At 52.6% G+C, this 17,744-nt stretch carries 22 protein-coding genes; 15 read left to right on the top strand and 7 right to left on the bottom strand.

The window, feature by feature from the left end; translation table 11 throughout:
- From ACWIZX_RS01410 to ACWIZX_RS01450, 9 genes are all read left to right on the top strand, one after another.
- On the top strand, nt 1–605 hold a 605-nt coding region (locus tag ACWIZX_RS01410; protein ID WP_448334592.1), incomplete at its 5' end, for a sensor histidine kinase.
- 5 nt (nt 606–610) lie between these two features.
- Nucleotides 611–1,819, top strand: a complete 1,209-nt coding sequence (locus ACWIZX_RS01415; RefSeq protein ID WP_322791918.1) for a GAF domain-containing sensor histidine kinase — start codon at nt 611–613, stop codon at nt 1,817–1,819.
- Nucleotides 1,820–1,869: 50 nt separating this feature from the next.
- The gene (locus ACWIZX_RS01420; RefSeq protein ID WP_322791919.1) at nt 1,870–2,577 is read left to right on the top strand and encodes a response regulator transcription factor; all 708 of its coding nucleotides are present in this window, start codon (nt 1,870–1,872) and stop codon (nt 2,575–2,577) included.
- 19 nt (nt 2,578–2,596) lie between these two features.
- On the top strand, nt 2,597–2,902 hold the full coding sequence (locus tag ACWIZX_RS01425) for a DUF6812 domain-containing protein (RefSeq protein ID WP_322791920.1): 306 nt from the start codon (nt 2,597–2,599) through the stop codon (nt 2,900–2,902).
- Entirely contained in the window at nt 2,899–4,206 is a 1,308-nt protein-coding gene (locus ACWIZX_RS01430; protein ID WP_448334593.1) for a CpaF family protein, read from the top strand. Before ACWIZX_RS01425 ends, ACWIZX_RS01430 begins: the two co-directional genes overlap by 4 nt.
- Before the next feature lie 64 nt (nt 4,207–4,270).
- Entirely contained in the window at nt 4,271–4,951 is a 681-nt protein-coding gene (locus tag ACWIZX_RS01435; protein WP_322792789.1) for a helix-turn-helix domain-containing protein, read from the top strand.
- A 23-nt stretch (nt 4,952–4,974) separates the two neighbouring features.
- Entirely contained in the window at nt 4,975–5,517 is a 543-nt protein-coding gene (locus tag ACWIZX_RS01440) for a hypothetical protein (RefSeq protein WP_448334594.1), read from the top strand.
- A gap of 24 nt (nt 5,518–5,541) precedes the next feature.
- Complete coding sequence (locus ACWIZX_RS01445; protein WP_448334595.1) at nt 5,542–6,399, top strand: N-acetyltransferase family protein; 858 nt, start codon at nt 5,542–5,544, stop codon at nt 6,397–6,399.
- Nucleotides 6,400–6,514: 115 nt separating this feature from the next.
- On the top strand, nt 6,515–7,225 hold the full coding sequence (locus tag ACWIZX_RS01450; protein ID WP_322792792.1) for a DsbA family protein: 711 nt from the start codon (nt 6,515–6,517) through the stop codon (nt 7,223–7,225).
- Here the strand turns inward: ACWIZX_RS01450 and ACWIZX_RS01455 are convergent.
- The 5 genes from ACWIZX_RS01455 to secG all read right to left on the bottom strand — a co-directional run bounded on the left by ACWIZX_RS01455 (nt 7,219) and on the right by secG (nt 11,082).
- Nucleotides 7,219–7,929: a DUF554 domain-containing protein gene (locus tag ACWIZX_RS01455; protein WP_322792793.1), complete on the bottom strand. Its 711-nt coding sequence runs from the start codon at nt 7,927–7,929 to the stop codon at nt 7,219–7,221. The genes ACWIZX_RS01450 and ACWIZX_RS01455 overlap by 7 nt on opposite strands.
- Nucleotides 7,926–8,489, bottom strand: a complete 564-nt coding sequence (locus ACWIZX_RS01460; RefSeq protein WP_322792794.1) for a cob(I)yrinic acid a,c-diamide adenosyltransferase — start codon at nt 8,487–8,489, stop codon at nt 7,926–7,928. The genes ACWIZX_RS01455 and ACWIZX_RS01460 overlap by 4 nt, the downstream gene beginning before the upstream one ends.
- A complete protein-coding gene (locus ACWIZX_RS01465) occupies nt 8,486–9,064 on the bottom strand; it encodes a hypothetical protein (RefSeq protein WP_322792795.1) in 579 nt (192 codons plus the stop codon). The genes ACWIZX_RS01460 and ACWIZX_RS01465 overlap by 4 nt, the downstream gene beginning before the upstream one ends.
- 17 nt (nt 9,065–9,081) lie before the next feature.
- The gene (locus ACWIZX_RS01470) at nt 9,082–10,761 is read right to left on the bottom strand and encodes an ABC transporter substrate-binding protein (RefSeq protein ID WP_322792796.1); all 1,680 of its coding nucleotides are present in this window, start codon (nt 10,759–10,761) and stop codon (nt 9,082–9,084) included.
- 96 nt (nt 10,762–10,857) lie between these two features.
- Nucleotides 10,858–11,082 (bottom strand): preprotein translocase subunit SecG, encoded by a 225-nt coding sequence (gene secG / locus ACWIZX_RS01475; RefSeq protein WP_061914708.1) that lies wholly within the window; start codon nt 11,080–11,082, stop codon nt 10,858–10,860.
- A gap of 65 nt (nt 11,083–11,147) precedes the next feature.
- On the opposite strand from secG, the gene ACWIZX_RS01480 reads away from it, so the two are divergent.
- Entirely contained in the window at nt 11,148–12,275 is a 1,128-nt protein-coding gene (locus ACWIZX_RS01480; protein ID WP_448334596.1) for a CehA/McbA family metallohydrolase, read from the top strand.
- A complete protein-coding gene (locus ACWIZX_RS01485; protein ID WP_448334597.1) occupies nt 12,245–12,742 on the top strand; it encodes a YbaK/EbsC family protein in 498 nt (165 codons plus the stop codon). The genes ACWIZX_RS01480 and ACWIZX_RS01485 overlap by 31 nt, the downstream gene beginning before the upstream one ends.
- Here the strand turns inward: ACWIZX_RS01485 and ACWIZX_RS01490 are convergent.
- Nucleotides 12,739–14,190 carry an RtcB family protein gene (locus ACWIZX_RS01490; protein ID WP_448334598.1) on the bottom strand — a complete coding sequence of 484 codons (1,452 nt, stop codon included), beginning with the start codon at nt 14,188–14,190 and terminating at the stop codon, nt 12,739–12,741. The genes ACWIZX_RS01485 and ACWIZX_RS01490 overlap by 4 nt on opposite strands.
- An 11-nt stretch (nt 14,191–14,201) precedes the next feature.
- Nucleotides 14,202–14,612, bottom strand: coding sequence for an archease (locus tag ACWIZX_RS01495; RefSeq protein ID WP_448334599.1), 411 nt, complete (start codon nt 14,610–14,612; stop codon nt 14,202–14,204).
- Between the two features lie 34 nt (nt 14,613–14,646).
- On the opposite strand from ACWIZX_RS01495, the gene ACWIZX_RS01500 reads away from it, so the two are divergent.
- From ACWIZX_RS01500 to ACWIZX_RS01515, 4 genes are all read left to right on the top strand, one after another.
- Nucleotides 14,647–15,411, top strand: a complete 765-nt coding sequence (locus ACWIZX_RS01500) for an FHA domain-containing protein (protein WP_448334600.1) — start codon at nt 14,647–14,649, stop codon at nt 15,409–15,411.
- Between the two features lie 7 nt (nt 15,412–15,418).
- Nucleotides 15,419–15,850, top strand: a complete 432-nt coding sequence (locus ACWIZX_RS01505) for an FHA domain-containing protein (protein WP_322794151.1) — start codon at nt 15,419–15,421, stop codon at nt 15,848–15,850.
- A 24-nt stretch (nt 15,851–15,874) separates the two neighbouring features.
- Nucleotides 15,875–16,744, top strand: coding sequence for an S-methyl-5'-thioadenosine phosphorylase (mtnP, locus tag ACWIZX_RS01510; RefSeq protein WP_322794152.1), 870 nt, complete (start codon nt 15,875–15,877; stop codon nt 16,742–16,744).
- On the top strand, nt 16,741–17,744 hold a 1,004-nt coding region (locus ACWIZX_RS01515; RefSeq protein ID WP_448334601.1), incomplete at its 3' end, for an FtsW/RodA/SpoVE family cell cycle protein. The genes mtnP and ACWIZX_RS01515, both read left to right, overlap by 4 nt.

Genomic DNA, 17,744 nt, shown 5'->3' on the forward strand with positions numbered 1-17,744 from the left:
GGGAATTAAACCCCGATCAAATGAACGCGTTGCGCACCATGCAGCGTTCCACCGACCGGTTGGAGAGATTGATTGAGGATTTGATCCTCTTTGCCACTTCCGAACGGACTCAACTGCCTATCCAGTGGCTACCGCTCGACCTGCGTGCTCTTTCCAGTGAAATTATCGCTCAGATTCATACCAAAGCCAGAGACCATCAACACGAAATTCGCCTGATCTCACCCGCCGAGGTGCCTGTCGTGTACGGCGATCAGGAAAAAATTGGCTGGGTAATCTACCAGCTGCTCGATAACGCCATCAAATTCACCCCGCCGGGCGGAAAAATCAGTGTGGAACTCATCCCGGACGACCTGCACGTAACCGTCCGGGTGAGCGACACCGGTATTGGCATTCCACCCAACCGGATGAGTGAACTTTTTGAACCTTTCCATCAATTGGACAACAGCCCTACCCGCAAATACGGCGGCACCGGACTTGGGCTTTCTCTGGCACAAAAAATCATCGAGGCCCACGACTCATCCATTCAAGTCCTTTCAGAAATGGGAAGAGGCAGCCGTTTTTCCTTTGCACTGAAGCGAAAACTGGCGCCTTTCAAGGAGGCTTAATTCGGATGAATAATAAAGAAAATCCTATGAAAGACCTCGATGCGGATATTTTCTTCCAAATCGTTCAAACCTTTTGGGAGATGAAATCGTGGCGAGAGTCCGCAAACCAGCTGGTAAAGATGATCCGTCCCTATTTCATTTTTGACAATCTGGTTATTTACCTGCTGGATCCGATGACTCTCACTCTTGAAGCCGCTTTTGCCAAAGCCACCGGTAGGGGCAAATCTGCTGAAGCGGATGTTGCCTGGGGGGAAATTATTGCCACACGCGTAATCGAATCACGCCAGATCGTGCTGCAGGAACCCGAAGAAGCCGACCCGCTTAACCGCTTGAAACAGCCCTACACCCTGGCGCTGCCGTTGGCGACCCCTTCGCAGGTGTATGGCGCTCTTGTATTCATTCGCTTCGGCAGCCCGCCTTATTCGGCGGAGCAAATCAAATTTGCCCACCTGCTTGCCCGGCTGCTCTCCCGGCAAATTCAATACGAACACCTCAAACGCGATCGCGACCACCTTGAATTCCAATACCGCGTGTTTCAGGTTCAGGAGGATTTTATCTCAACCGTTTCTCATGAGCTGCGCACTCCCCTTGGATTTATCAAAGGTTACACCACCACCCTGCTTCGTACCGATGCCAATTGGGATGAAAAAACTCAGCGGGAATTTTTGTCCATCATTGATACCGAAACCGACCGCCTGCAAGACTTGATTGCCAATTTGCTGGATTCGGCGAAATTACAGGCCGGCCAGATTGTAATGAACTTTCAACAAGTGCGCCTCGAATCACTGGTCAACGACCTGTTGACCCGGCTCGCACTTCACCATCCCGGTCTGGTGATTCATACCGACATCGAGCAGCCGCTTAAACCCATCCAGGCCGATCCGCGCCGCTTGGTTCAGGTGTTTGAAAACCTGCTCACAAACGCTGAAAAATACGCACCTGCTTCACCGGTCTATATTACAATCAAATCGGTCAGAAACGGCGTCAAAGTAGACATTCGCGATGAAGGCCCGGGCATCCCTGAAAAGTATCAGGAACGCATTTTTGATCGCTTTTTTCGAGTTCCCGATCAGCAAACCAACGTACACGGTTCCGGGCTGGGTCTGTTTATTTGTCGTCAAATCATTCAGGCTCATCACGGTGAAATCACGTTAACATCCAAAATTGGAGAAGGCACCACCTTCCATATTTTCTTACCTGAAACAATTGATTGAAATATCCTGACCCGCGGATAGCGGGTGAGCGACCAAAGGAGGACGAAAAAATGGGCACCCGGATTTTGGTAGTGGACGATGAACAATTGTACCGGCATCTGTTACGGGTAAACCTCGAAACCGAAGGCTATGAAGTGATTGCAGCGCGGGATGGAGAAGAAGCCATCGAACTGGTTACCTCGCGCCAGCCGGACTTAATCATTCTGGATGTGGCAATGCCGCGCCTGGATGGTTTCAGCACCTGCGAGCGTATCCGTCAGTTTTCGGATGTACCCATCATCATGTTGACCGCCCGGGGAGAGGAACAGGACCGCGTCAAGGGTTTGAATGTTGGCGCAGATGATTATGTGACCAAACCTTTCTCGGCTACAGAACTGGTTGCCCGGGTACGCGCCGTACTGCGCCGCGCCAAAACCCCCCAACACGGCATCCAAAATCGGTACTTCTCCCATAAAAATTTACGCATTGATTTTGCCCGCGCTGAAGTTTGGAAGGATGACCGGCAAATTTACCTTTCAGCCACCGAATACCGGCTGTTGATTCAATTTGCCCAGCATGCCGGGCGCATCCTGACTGCCGAGGAATTGCTCACCGCAGTTTGGGGCGAGTCCTACCGCGAGGATAAGGAAATTTTATGGGTCAGTATTGCCCGTTTGCGCCAGAAACTGGAAGATGACCCGCATAACCCACAACACATTGTTACCCGCTCCGGATTGGGTTATTTAATGCCGGCGCCCGATCAGGCTACCCACTCCTGAAAGAAAGGCCTAACTCATTATGTTTGCAAACTTTGAAGAAAAAGGGAAGATTTTTACTCAGGTTGTCACCAAAGAACCGGTGGATGTCGTCATTCAAACTGCGAGCAGCTGCATTTACGGCTGCGTTCATGTCCGCCCCGAAGACCGCCTTAAAGATGAGCTGGATCGAACCACCGCATTTTTGGCGGTAACGAAAGCCAAAATTTTTGACCGTGACGGTAAAAATCTCCTGTACGAAAGCGCGTTCGTAGCGGTTAATGTCGCCAATATTGAATGGGTATTACCCCAAAGCGAATTGAAAGAAAATAAGGCAGGTGAACCATGAATCCGGCAATTCCTTCACAACACGCTGCCGAAATTTCAAAACTTAAAAATCATCTGATCAACCTGATTTCCCGCGAATTGGAAAACAACCCGCGCCTGAACGAAGACCGCCGCAAAGTAGTCTCTCAACTGCTTCAGCAGGCGTACAACGGTTTGAAAATCAGCCTGCCGACCACCCTGCGCGATCAATTGTTCCGCGAAATCATGGATGAACTGCTGGGATTCGGCATCCTTCAACCGCTTTTAGATGACCCGGAAATCAGCGAAGTGATGGTCAATGGTGCAAAAAAGGTCTATATCGAAAAGAAGGGGAAAATCCTCAAAACCAACATCACCTTTGAAGACGATGCCGCCGTTATGCGCATTATTGAAAAGATCATTCTGCCCTTGGGCCGGCGAATTGATCCGGACAGCCCCACCGTAGATGCCCGCCTGCCAGACGGCTCACGCGTCAACGCTGTCATCCCACCGGTTGCCATTGACGGTCCGACCATCACAATTCGCAAATTTCAAAAGGAGAAACTTTCCATCGAGGATCTGATTCGCTTTGGCTCGCTGACCCCCACCATGGCGGAGTTCATCCGCGCCTGCGTCATGGCGCGCCTGAACATTGTCATTTCCGGCGGCACCGGTTCCGGTAAAACCACCCTGCTGAATGTCCTTTCCAGTTTCATCCCTGAAGAAGAACGAATTGTGACCATCGAAGACGCTGCCGAGTTGAAACTTCAACAGGAACACGTCGTCAGACTGGAAACCAAACCCCCGAACATCGAAGGAAAAGGCGTGGTAACCATTCGGGATCTGGTGCGCAATGCGCTGCGAATGCGTCCGGATCGGATTATTGTTGGTGAAGTACGCGGCGGTGAAGCGCTAGATATGCTTCAGGCGATGAATACCGGTCATGACGGCTCACTGACCACTTTGCACGCCAATACACCGCGTGATGCCATTTCCCGTTTGGAAACGATGTGCCTTATGGCGGGTATGGATCTGCCTGTCCGGGTGATTCGCGAACAAATTGCCTCTGCCATTGACATGATCATTCAGCAGTCCCGCCTTAAGGATGGTACCCGTAAAGTTACTTCCATTACCGAAATTGCCGGTATGGAAGGTGAAACAGTCGTGATGACAGATATTTTCAAATTCCAGCAAACCGGTATTGACCCCGACGGCAAAGTGATTGGTGAACTGAAGCCAACCGGTATTCGCCCGCTTTTCATGCCGCGGTTGGAAGCAGCCGGCTTCAAACTGGGACCAGAGGTATTTGGCGCCGACCTCAGCAGTATGCTGGGAAGGCGTAGATAAATTTTTTTGGGCAATGCTATAATGGGATGAACGGCTGTTTCATCCCGCTTCGGTGAGGTATTCGATGAAAACTATCCAACAGGCAACCCAATTACGAACCCGCAAACTGGGATTATTGATTTATGACGCCCGAATTTCGCGCAACCGCAGTGTCGAACAGTGCGCACGGGCAATGGGAATAACCCCCGCGCAATACGAACAGATTGAAGCCGGGTTGCTTGCACCCTCTTTACCGCAGCTGGAAGCGTTTGCCTACTACCTGGATATCCCATTAGAACATTTTTGGAGCGCACAATCCCTGTTGGGGCAGGGACTGCAGGAGCCATTTGAACAATCCCCGGCTTATGTGGCTTTGCGCCATAAAATTATCGGCGCACGCCTGCGGATGACACGTCAAACCCTGAACCTGACGTTGCAACAAATGGAAGAAAAGACAGCCATACCCAAAGAGCGGATTGAATCCTACGAATTGGGTGAAAAAGCCATCCCGCTGCCAGAACTGGAAATCCTCACCGACCACTTACAAATCCGCATGGAAGAACTTTTTGACCAGCGCGGTCCGATTGGACAATGGCGTGCGGAAAGGATTGCCATTCAACGCTTCATGGAATTGCCCGAGGATGTGCGCGAATTTATATGCAAACCGGTCAATTTACCCTACCTGAAACTGGCCATGCGATTAAGTGAACTTTCCGTAGAAAAGTTGCGGGCAGTTGCCGAAGGATTGCTGGAAATTACCTACTAATACCGCTGCACGAGGAATGTACCATGTCCGAAGCCGACATTCAGCTCATTACTCAAAAAGCATGGGAAGCCTACCAGAACGAGGAGTACGAAACTGCTGCAAAAGCCTTTGCTCAGGCGGTTGAAGCCTTATCGGCAGAAAATCAGTCGCTCCAACAGGCGGAAATGAAAAACAACCTCTCGGTTGCGCTGCTCAAAGCCGGAAAACCCGAAGAGGCGTATCAGGCAGCCCTCGGCACCGAACAGGTGTTTGCATCTGCCGGCGACCTTAAACGTCAGGCCATGGCGCTTGCCAATCTTGCCAGCGCATTGGAAGATTTGAAACGCTTTGATGAAGCCCTCAATTTGTTCAACCAATCTGCGGCTTTGTTCAAACAGATTTCAGAAAAGGAGATGCGCGCGTATGTCTTGCAGCGCATTTCTACCATTCAATTGCGGCAGGGCAAACGCATTGAGTCTCTCGTCAGCATGGATGCTGCGCTAGAAGAAAAGCGCAAATTGTCCATGAAAGACCGGCTGCTGCGGAGTTTGATGGGCATCATCCGCCGCTTAAGCGGAATGAAATAGCCCTCGTTCATTTGACCAGTTTATATGTCAGAGCAACTCATAATTCGTCCTGCCAACCCAGAGGATCGTCCAGTACTTTCGACTGAACTCGATCATGCCGATCATGTCTTTTACCATCTGGACTGGTCTTCACCACTGGACTGGATCGGCAAGCAACCCTTTTGGGTTGTTGAAGACGCGCGGGGAATTTGCGCTGCGCTGGCTTTGATCGAAGAACCGGCTGGCATTGCATGGCTGCGCATGTACGCCTGCCGCCGGGGCGTTTCTCCGGAAGAGCACTGGGAGACGCTCATGAACAAATGTCTGGCACATTTTGACCCCCAAAACATGCCTACCATTGCTGCGTTGGGGTTGAAGGAATGGCTGATTCCCCTGCTGACCGGTGTTGGATTTCTGTATCATCAATCCATTGTGACCCTGTATCGCGAATTAAACGACAGGGGAGAAGACGATTTGCCAATTCCACCTTCGGTATTCATCCGTCCGATGGAAGAAGAAGACCTGCCGCGAGTTGCAGCCATTGACCAGCAGGCGTTTGAACCGATTTGGCAAAACTCGCTTCCCCAGATCGAAATCTCATTTCAGCGCGCCCGCTACGCCACCGTAGCCGAGTTGGATGGTCAGGTTGTTGGATTTCAAATCAGCACCTCCAATCTTTTTTCCGTTCATCTTGCCCGGCTGGCGGTCCTTCCTTCGCACACACGGCAGCACATTGGCTTTGCTCTGGTCGCCGATTTAATCCAGCGTTGTAAACGGGATGGATGTTGGGAATTATCCGTCAACACCCAGAATGACAATCACGCTTCGCTCTCTTTGTACCAGAAAATTGGTTTCAAACGCAGCGATCAGAGTTTCTCCGTGTGGACGTATTATGCAGATTGATGGTTTTCTAGCAACACATGCCAACCTGTGTAGATTGATTTCTTCTGGACAAATCTCATCATCTATGGCAAAATTTGTTCAACATTAAACGATTTTGCTCATCCACGGAGGAAGAATGTCAGGCAAATCAAAAGAATCCAGCCGCAAAGTCGCCCTTCGCGAACAGCGCCGCAAGCAGGAACAACGAAACCGCATTATCCTGATCAGCGTCATTTCGGTTGTAGCCGTTGCTATTGCTGTTTTATTGATTGTATCCAACCAGCCCGCCAGTGCCGACCGGATTACCAAACCGGAGATGTTCACCCGCCCGCAAATTGACGGCCAGGCCGTTGGAGACCCGAACGCCCCCATAAAAATTGAAGAGTACTCGGATTTCAAGTGCGTTCATTGCCGCGATTTTTGGGAGAGATCTGAAAAACGTCTGGTTGAGGAATATGTTGCCACCGGTAAAGTCTACTTCAAATATGTGCCGCTCAGTTTTATCAGCCCAGAATCCTACCGGGCAGCCGAAGCTGCTTACTGTGCCCTTGATCAGGGTAAATTCTGGGAATATCACGATTATGTCTTTGCCAATTTTGGTGCAGAACTCAATGACGCCATGCTGAAAGGCATTGCCCGCCAGCTGAATCTGGATACGGCTGCATTTGACCGCTGCTACAACAGCCGTCAATATCAGCAGCGAGTACTGGATGATGCCCGCTATGCCAGCGGTTTGGGCGTAACCGGCACCCCCACTTTTAACGTGAACGGACAACTGGTGGGACAAGCCGAATTATTTGAAACCATTGATCAGGAACTGGCAAAGCTGAACCCGGCCAATCAATAAACCCCCAGGAACTGCATCAATACCACCATCAATGGAGCAATGACCAGCGCCGGCAGAAAGTTGCCGGCGCGAATGGGCTTAATCTCCAGCAGACTGCCGATCGCGATCGCCAGCAAAATCACCCCGCCGGTAGCGTTCAATTCCTGCATCATTGCCGGGGTAACCAGCGCCTGCAATTGGGCTGCCATCAGGCTGATGCTGCCCTGATAACCCAGCAGCACCACCGCCGAGAACAGCACCCCCACCCCCAGCGTGGAGGCGAATGCCAGCGCACCAAAGCCATCCAGAATGGCTTTGACGGCCAGTGTCTGAAAATTGCCGGTCAAGCCATCCTGAATTGAACCAAGAATCGCCATTGGACCCACACAAAAGACCAGCGATGCGGTGAGGAAGCCGCGCACAAAGCGGTTATCCGCTGCAGAATCCCCGTTTTTGGAAAAACGCGCTTCCAGCCAGACGCCCAAACGTCTTAACCCATCCTCAATCCGCAACCACTCGCCAATGACCGCGCCAAGCAGCAAACTGATCAACACCACCAGAGCATTCTGTGTGTCCAAAAACATTTTCAAGCCGAAGGCAAGGGTAAACAGACCCAGCCCAGCCATTACGGTCTGGCGTAAGCGCTCGGGCAGTCGGCTGCCCAGCACCAGGCCAAGCACTCCGCCAACCAGAATGGTGATGACGTTGATGATTGTGCCAGTCATGTTTCCCGTCGTTTTGCCAATGTGGGGCGTGTTTTGTTATTCACCTGCGTTTCGTATAATTCAAGCACAAAACACAGGGAGGACAAACGGTTCAGGTAAGGAATAAGGTGTGGATTTTGCAATCCTTCCTGTTCGTTCAATTCTACCACCCGTCTTTCAGCCCGGCGGCAAATGGCTCTAGCCAGGCTGAATGCTCCCCCGGCAACCGTATCCCCCGGCACAATAAATTCTCGCGGCAATTCAATTTCTTCGCTCAGTTCATCGGCCTGTTGTTCGAGCCAGCGAACATGTTCGGCAGTAATTGAACGAAATTGCCCGGCATTTTCCGGCGTAGCGGCGACTTCCGCCATCAGTTGATACAATTCTCGTTGAATTTGAAGAACCAGCCCGGCAATGTGTTGATCCTGGGTAAGACTGCGCGCAAAACCTAATGCAGCAGAAGTTTCATCCAAACAACCGAGCGCCTCGATGCGCAGGTGATTTTTGGAAACCCGCCCCTCACCCAGTAGTCCGGTTGTACCGTTATCACCATTACCGGTAAAAAATCGTTTTTTGCTCATTCAGAAATCCCTCTTCCAGTTTTCATATAAAGATACCAGAACGAGGAAGCAGGGAAGCGCTCTTGTAGACCCTTTTGCCAGATGAATTCTCCCGGCTGGCTGAGTGAACGGAGAACCTCATCAGCACTTTGCAGTTTCAGCCTTTTTTCAGGAGGTAAATCGCCAATCTCTTTCCCCAACAACTCCAAAATGACCCGCTGGCGGACATGAAAGGAGTAATCCGCAGGTAACACCCGCCCGTCTTCTCTCTGTAAATCATCCACATAGTGCAGCCAGAGCCGCAAACGCTGCTCCCACTCTTTACGGCATTTGTTGAGCCACGCCGATTTCCACCGCTGGCGCACTTCGTCAATTCTCTGCAAAGCTGTTTGAAGAGAAGGTTCAGCCAAATCCTCCTTGCTGAGGCGGGCAAGGCTTAAGAGTAAATTACCGGGCGTTAATTGATCTGAATCCCCGCCCAGCATTGCCCCTTTTTCGCGCTGCAGCGGCCAAAACAATACTTCCGAGAGCAGGTAATCTTCCAAAACCTGCGCAGCGGATTGAAGAAAGGCCGCGTCATGAGAAAGGGAAGTCATTGGTCAAAATCCTGAACTCAGGGGGTAGGTGTTACCGCTGCCGGGCGACTGGAAAGATACCATTCCAGCAGGGTGGTAAAGCGGTCACTGCTTTCCAGCAACGGCCCCATCCGCACCCCTTGCACCTGTCGGTCTACGCCGTAGTTGTAGACAGGGTAAAACAGCGGCAGCGCCGGCAATTCATCAGCAAAGATCACCTGAAAATTACGGTAAAGACGGGCACGTTCGTTCAGGTCAAGGGTAATACGGGCTTCCTCCAGATATTCGCTGGCAATTTTGTGATCCCACTGGGTGTAGTTTTGCCCACCCGTGGCCTGAATGGAGTCCCAAAACGGATAGGGATCAGGATCGGGAGAGCGGGTAAAATTCAAATCCACCAGAGCGGCCTGATAATCTCGCAGGGTCAGGTGTTGTTCAATGATGTCCGGATAGGGTAAAAACTCCAGCGTGACCTGCACGTTCAACGCCGCCCAGTCCTGCTGGATGGCTTCAGCAAGGGCTCGGTAACGAGCCGTATCCGGCACCAGCATTGTAAATTGAAGCGCATCGCCGTCCTTGCCGATCCGCACCTCACCGCCTTCGGCTGGCAGGCTATAACCGGCATCTATCAAGATCTGTCGGGCGCGCTCCGGATCATAATTGACCCGCGGCAGACCATCGTAATATGCCCACGTACCGGGGAAGATTGGCCCATCCGCCAGAATGGCCTGACCACCCAGCACCCGATCCACCAGATACTGACGGTTGATTCCCAGATACAGCGCCCGCCGTATTTCGGGATTCTGTAAAAAGCCTGCTTCGGGATTTTTGTGATTGAAAAGAATCAAACTGAGTTCTGGTTTTCGACCGGTGTAGATTGCCAAATCTCGCTCGGCAAGCGCCGAAGCAAGCACATCCTCGCTGATTGAGCTGATTCCCATCACCCGGTCAGCCTGATAGGCCTGTAAAGCCGAAGCAGCGTCCGGGAAGTAGCGGAAGATGACTTGCGGAATAAACGGTTTTTTGCCGTAATAATCTTCAAAGGCCAGCAGGGAAACCCCCACAATTTGACCGTCTTCAACAATCAACTGATCAAAACGGTACGGTCCGGAACCCACCGGTTGGATATTGAATTGCAAGTCACGGATCTGATCAATCGTTCGGCCGCCTAACAAATGCTGAGGAACAACGCCAAAAGTCAAATAGTCCAAAAATGGAGCAAACGGTTCCGGAAGTTTGAACTGGATGAGGGTTTCGCTTAATTGTACAACTTCTACATCGCGCCAAAAACGCTGCAGGTCTGCCGGCACAATTTCGCCGCCGTTGCGCAGCAACTCAATGGTGAAGACAATATCAGCGGCAGTTAACGGCTGACCATCATGCCATTTGGCTTCCGGTCTGATCTCAAAGTTGTAAATTGTCCCGTCCTGAGAAATTCCCCAAGAGGCGGCTAAATCGGGCACCGGAATGCCGCGTTCATCAAAGGACAACAGACGGCTGTAGAGAAGGCGGTCCACATCCCGGTCAGCCGGATTGTAAAAATCCAGGATGGGGTTTAATCGCTGTAAAGAACCAATCAACGCTTCGGTGTAAAAACCGCCGGTGACCGGTTCCGGCACGATTTGAGTTACCCCCTCCGGTTGCTCACTGAGCAGCAAAATTCCAACCACCAAACCGGTCAGAAGAATTATGAGGATTTGCCAGCGAAATTTTTTCATTTTCAGTTAAACCTAAAAGGGCGATTTCCCCAGAAAGGTGCCAATCGCCCTTAACTGTATGGAGTATATCCTGATCTTGAATCCCTGCTGCTTGATTCAGGAACCAATGGCAACCGAAAGGAGTGTAAGGATGACGAAGAGAATCGCCAGTCCGATGGTGATCAGGAAAACGGTTTTTTCCAGACCGCGCCGAGCCGTGAAAACCTGACTGCTATCTGCACCGGTCAAACCGCCGAGACCGACGCCTTTATTTTGAAAGATCACGCTCGCAATCAACGCGATTGAGATTATAATCAAAGCAATGTCAATGTAATTTACCACGCTCGTTCCTCCTTAATCTTGAACGACCCGATTATACCGTTTCAGGGTGGAAATCGTCAACCATCATGCACGAACTGGTCACCAATCTGCACATGCACACTCGCTATTCTGACGGCAGCGGCCTGCATGCCGACATTGCCCGGGCTGCCTTGCAAGCGGGTTTGGATGTCGTCATCGTAACCGATCATAACGTATTGGTCAACGGCTTTGAAGGCTATCACCGCAAAAATGGCAAGATCCTGCTGATGCTGATCGGAGAAGAAGTCCACGATCAGGCGCGCCTGCCGCAGAAATCGCATTTGCTGGTGTTGGGTTGTAACCGGGAAATGGCTCGTTTTGCAGACGACCCGCAGCGCCTGATTGACCGCGTTCGTGAAAGTGGCGGGCTTTCCTTCATTGCTCATCCCCGCGATCCGGCTTTACCGCTTTTCCATGAGGAAGATATTTCCTGGGATGACTGGCAGGTGACCGGTTACACCGGCATTGAATTGTGGAATGGACTCAGCGAACTGAAAACCCAAATCAAAAACTGGGGCGATGCCATTTTTTACGGTTTTTTCCCACAATACCTTGCCCACGGCCCCCACCCGGAGGTGCTGGCGCGCTGGGACGATCTGCTCAGGCAAGACCACAAAGTTGTTGCGATTGGCGGCTCCGACGCCCACGCGCTGGATATCCGCCTCGGCCCATTTCGTCGAATCATTTACCCCTATGAATTTCATTTCCGAGCGATCAACACCCATTTGTTGACTCCTGAACCCCTCAGCGGAGACCTCACCGCCGATCGCAAGATGATTTATCAGGCCTTCCAGCAAGGGCATTGCTTTATCGGGTATGATTTGCCAGCTCCCACACACGGTTTTCGCTTCAGTGCACAAGGCAAAAACGGCAAGGCCATCATGGGTGATGAACTGATGATGGATAGCGCCATTACTCTGCAAATCCGCCTCCCGCTTAAAACGGAGTGCAATTTACTGAAAGATGGAAAAGTCATCAAAACATGGACAACCCACGAGGTTTGTACTCACATTACTCGTGAACCGGGCATTTATCGGGTGGAATGCTACCTCAATTATTTGGGCAAACGGCGTGGCTGGATTTTCAGCAACCCCATTTACCTGCGTCCTCCGCGCTGGCGCACCAACCCATTCCAGGGGTCACAATGGTCACAAACAACGTTACCCGCCTTCTAACTGCAAAAAAGATCCCTTTTGAGGCTTTTGAACTGCCCAACGAAAAAATCAGCGGAATGGATACTGCCCGTTTGCTGGGGGTTGACCCGAACCTGATTTATAAAACCATCGTCGTCACCCGAGAAAAAGGCGGTAAACCCATTCTGGCGGTCATTCCTGCCCCTCATCAGGTGGATTTGAAAGCTCTGGCAGCTTTTTTAGGGGAGAAAAAGTTAAAACTCCCCAGTCAGCGCGAAGCCGAACAGCTGACCGGTCTGCAGGCTGGAGGTATCTCCCCGCTGGCCTTGTTGCAACGCGGTTTTCAAGTAGTGCTGGATGAGGCCGCCATGCAGCACGAGAAAATTCATGTCTCCGGCGGGCAGCGCGGGCTGAACATCCGCCTGCCGGTGAAAGCGCTGATTGAGCTGACCCGCGCTCGCACCGCTGTGATCAGCAGTCCCCGCGGGGAGAGCAGCGATCAGGATTAACCCTTGATGACAATTACCGGGCGCAGCCGGGCAACTTTGCGGGCAATGCCCGCCCCGTTAACCGTTTCGACCACTTCATCTACATCTTTATATGCCATCGGCGCTTCTTCCGCCAGCCCGGACATTGAACCGGCCCGCACATGAATACCGGATTGTTCCAGGTCGTTGCGCAGGCGTTCACCGCGGAAGTCTTTTTTCGCTTTGTGGCGGCTGAGCACCCGCCCGGCCCCGTGACAGGTAGAACCCCACGAACGCGCCATGCTGTCCTCAGTGCCAACCAGTACCCAGGATGCCGTCCCCATACTGCCCGGCACCAGCACCGGCTGACCGATTGGTTTATACACATCCGGCAATTCGGGGTTGCCCGGTCCAAACGCACGGGTTGCGCCTTTCCGATGCACACACACTTTCATTTTCCTGCCATTGACGTCGTGGGTTTCCACTTTACCCATGTTGTGGGCAATATCATAAACCTGATGCAACTGCCAGCGCAGCCCGCTGCCGGCAAAAACCTCCTCAAAAGCGCGCCGGGCATGGTGCGCAAGAATCTGCCGGTTGCAGAACGCATAATTTGCGGCTGATCGCATGGCAGCCAGATAATTCTGCCCCTCAGGGCTGTCTAACGGGGCACATACCAGTTCACGGTCGGGCAGCTGGATGCCATAGCGTTTGACAGCAGATTGTAAGTCCTGCACATAATCGGTGCAAATCTGATGACCAAAACCGCGCGAACCGCAGTGGATCATCAACGTAAGCATGCCTTCCTGCAAACCCATCGCTGCAGCGGCTTCGCCATCAAAAATCTGATCCACGACATCCACCTCAATAAAGTGATTGCCTGCCCCGAGCGTTCCCAGCTGAAGCATGCCGCGCTGTTTGGCACGCTGGCTGACCTTACCCGGGTCAGCCCCTTGCAGGCAGCCACCCTCTTCAGTGCGGTGTAAATCCTCCTCGCTGGCCATGCCCTTCTTCAACGCCCAGCGCGCACCCTGCCGACAGACCGCATCCAGTTCGGCCGTGGTTAAGTGGATGGAACCTTCACTTCCTACGCCGCTGGGACAATATTGATTAAGCGCGTTCGCCAGATCATCTAATCGCTCTTCTGCCGCCTCCAAGGGTATGGTGGAAGCCAGCAGGCGCACCCCGCAGTTAATGTCATAGCCAATTGCCCCCGGCGAGATGACCCCGCTCGGATAACGCGTGGCCGCCACTCCACCAATCGGAAAACCATAACCCTGATGCATGTCCGGCATCACCACCACCGGTTCAACCACCCCCGGCAGTGTCGCCGCATTGATGGCCTGCTCAATGGATAAATCCTGCAAGGCAGCTTCCAGCAGCCGCCGGGTGACAAACAGCCGCACGGCTACGCGCATATCTTGCCGATACGACCTGGGAATCTCCCACTCATATTCGCTAATTTTGTTCAGGTCCTGAATTCGAATCATGGCTCACCTCGCTACACATCAAACACCAAGCGGGCTTCCAATCCATCTTCGCCGCGTTGCACGACGAGATTGTGAAAGGTAACTGCCTTAATCGGTTTTTCGATGCTGCGGATTGGTTTACCCCATAATTCGGCAATTAACCTGTTGCCATTTAATTTTAAGGGAAAATCCTCGAAACCGATTCGCTCAATTTCCAGATAAAATAGAATTTCATTCAAAAAGCCTACCAGCAGACTTTCATCATCTTCAGCCGATAGATAAAGTTCCACTTTTTTATGGACAGGTTCATCCTCCAATTTCAACCCCATCAGGGCATTCATCCCGATGGCAGCCTGCCGGAACAGCTCCTCCCGATTCGGCGCCCAAACTCTCAGCGCCCAATCCGCAGTATGTTGAAGTTCCTCAAATCCGGCCTGGTTCATCTTCTTTCCTCGACTGGTCTTATAATTATAAAGTATGAAATCCCGTCTTGATGATATCGAGTCCCGCCTCAAAGATTTGATCGAAAACCGCCTGGTTGGGCTGGCGTGGCGTAAGGAGCACTCCCCGCTGGCAGTTCTCATCGTCGAAGCCCTGCGTGAACAATTGCTGGCGGAAACCGACGAAAATCTCCCCCTGCCCAACGTTCTGGTGTTTGCCATGCACCCGGAAGAAGCAGCCACATGGCAGAACAATCCCGAATGGATGACATGGTTGAACCAAACCTTGCTCGAAACCGTGCGTGAATCGGGCGCATCCTTTGCTGCCCCGCCGGTGATTCAGATCGTTGCAGATCCCCGTCAGCCGCCCGGCAACCCGCGCATCACCGCCGCTTATCAGGATACTCTACCCGGCTCGACCGCCGTGCTGCATCTTTCAAACGAAAGCGTCACCAGCCAATCCACCTCAGACAGACGGGCTTACCTGATACTGCACGGCAGTCAATTCTTTCCTCTGGATCAACCGGTCATCAACATCGGCAGACGCAATGACAACCACTTAGTCATCGAAGACCTGCGGGTTTCCCGTGCTCATGCGCAGATCCGCCGCACTAAAAATCAAACCATCTTGTTCGATCTCAACTCTTCCGGCGGGACCTTTGTCAACGGACAACGCATCACTCAAACCACCCTCTTTCCGGGGGATGTCATTTCGCTGGCAGGTTTCATGCTGATTTATGGCGAGGATAGCGGTGAATCTTCCCCGGTTGGCGGAACATCCCCTGCCCAACCTCCGGTATAATGCCAGCATGAGCGCCATTGCTGTCCTCGTTTTACGCATCCTGTTCGCCCTGCTGCTGTATGCCTTTTTGTACTGGGCTTTCAGCGTCATCTGGCGGGATTTGCGCCTGAAAACTCAGGAGTTCACCCACGAAGCCCTTCCCGCGCTGCTGATCACCCCGTTGGATGCACCATCCGACGAGGTCACCCGCTTTCAGACCAGCGAAGTGATTTTGGGACGCGATCCGGGCTGTAATCTGCCGGTTGCTCACGAGACCGTCTCGGCGCGCCATGCCCGCTTTACTTTCCAGCAAAATCAATGGTGGGTCGAAGATTTGAATTCGACCAATGGCAGTTTCCTGAATGGAGAACGGTTAACCACACGGGCTGTCATCGTTTCCGGCGACGAATTACGCTGTGGGCAACTCACTTTCCGCATTGAAATCGAACCCAAAAAATAAAAAATATTCAAAAGGGAGAATAGCATGAGTCAACAAGCCATACTCGGAATCATCGGCGGCTCCGGCCTGTATCATTTTGAAGGACTGGAAGATGTCCAGTCCATTGAAGTCAACACCCCGTTTGGTAAACCCAGTGCCCCCATCCTGATCGGCACCCTTGAAGACAAACGGGTAGCCTTTCTCGCCCGGCATGGGATTGGGCATCACATTCTGCCATCGGAGGTCAATTACCGCGCCAACATTTTCGCCCTCAAACAGCTGGGCGTTCGCTTTGTGATCGGTGTCAGCGCCTGTGGATCGCTGCGCCATGATTACAAACCCGGCAATTTCGTGATCCCCGACCAGGTGATAGATTTTACCCGCGACCGCAAACGGACATTCTTTGGTGAAGGGCTGGTGGCGCACATCAGCACGGCCGACCCCTATTGTGCAAGTCTCTCCCGCCAGTTGTACGAAGCCGCGGTAAGTACTGGGGTTGAAGTCCATCAGGGTGGAACTTTCATTACCATAGAAGGACCCCGCTTTTCAACCCGCGCCGAATCGCACCTATTTCGTGCCTGGGGCATTTCCATCATTGGGATGACCACCTGCCCGGAGATCTTTCTGGCACGCGAGGCCGAAATGTGCTATGCCAGCCTGGCGCACATCACCGATTACGATGTCTGGCATCTGGCAGAAGAGCCGGTCAATGTTGAGATGGTCATCCGCACCCTCTCTCAAAATACGGCTGCCGCCCAGCAAACCATTCGCACGCTGGCAGCCCAGCTTGACGAAAACACCGACTGTGACTGCAGCTCTGCGCTTGAAAAAGCGCTCATCACCGATCCAGCCCGCATTCCACCGGAAACACGTCAAAAACTCTCGTTACTGGTGGATAAATACCTCAAACCGTGAGATTCCTTTTCCCTCCGGCTGCTGCCACTCAAAACCCCTTGGAGCGCAGGCTGATCGGGTTAGCCGCGCTGGCGCTCACCCTTTACAGCCTGATTTTGACGCTCTCCCCGGCGGTCAGACTGCATACCTTTCAGGTTGAGTACCGCTGGCTGCACTGGATTGGCTGGGCAGGCTGGCTGGCGCTTTTCAGCCTGGCTTATCGCTTTCTTAACCGCCAGTTAGAAGAGCACGACCCTTACCTCCTGCCAGTCACCGGCCTGTTGAGCGGTTGGGGATTGCTCACCATTTACCGGCTGGATAGCCAATTAGGCAACCGCCAAACCCTTTGGCTGACCGTCGGGATGATTGCCCTGATTCTCATAAACCGCTATCCACAGGTGTTCAGCTGGCTGCGCCGCTATAAATATCTCTGGCTGACGGTTGGTTTACTGCTGACCGCGCTCACTTTTTTACTGGGCACTTATCCGCCCGGCGAAGGCCCGCGTCTGTGGCTGGGCTGCTGTGGTCTTTACTTGCAACCATCCGAGCCGTTAAAGTTGCTGCTGGTGATTTATCTGGCAGCCTATCTGGCAGATCGCATCCCCTTCCATTTTGGGCTGCCCGCCCTGCTTGCCCCCACCCTGATCATGACCGGTTCGGCTGCCCTGATGCTTGTGCTTCAGCGCGATCTTGGCGCTGCCACTCTCATCATCGGAATTTATACGCTTGTGATTTTCCTGGCTGCCGGTCGCAGAAGGATTTTAATCATCAGTGGATTGTTTTTGCTGGCTGCGACAGTGGCAGGCAGCCTGGTTTTCGACATCATCCGCCTGCGCATTGAAGCCTGGCTTGACCCATGGGCTGATCCTGCCAACCGTTCCTTTCAAATCGTCCAGTCCCTGATTTCAGTTGCCGCCGGGCGATTGCTGGGCAGCGGGATAGGACTTGGCAGCCCTGCGCTCGTGCCGGTAGCCCATTCCGATTTTATCGCCGCCGCAATTGCCGAAGAAAGCGGGCTGGC

It is taken from the genome of Bellilinea sp. (genome assembly GCF_053501535.1).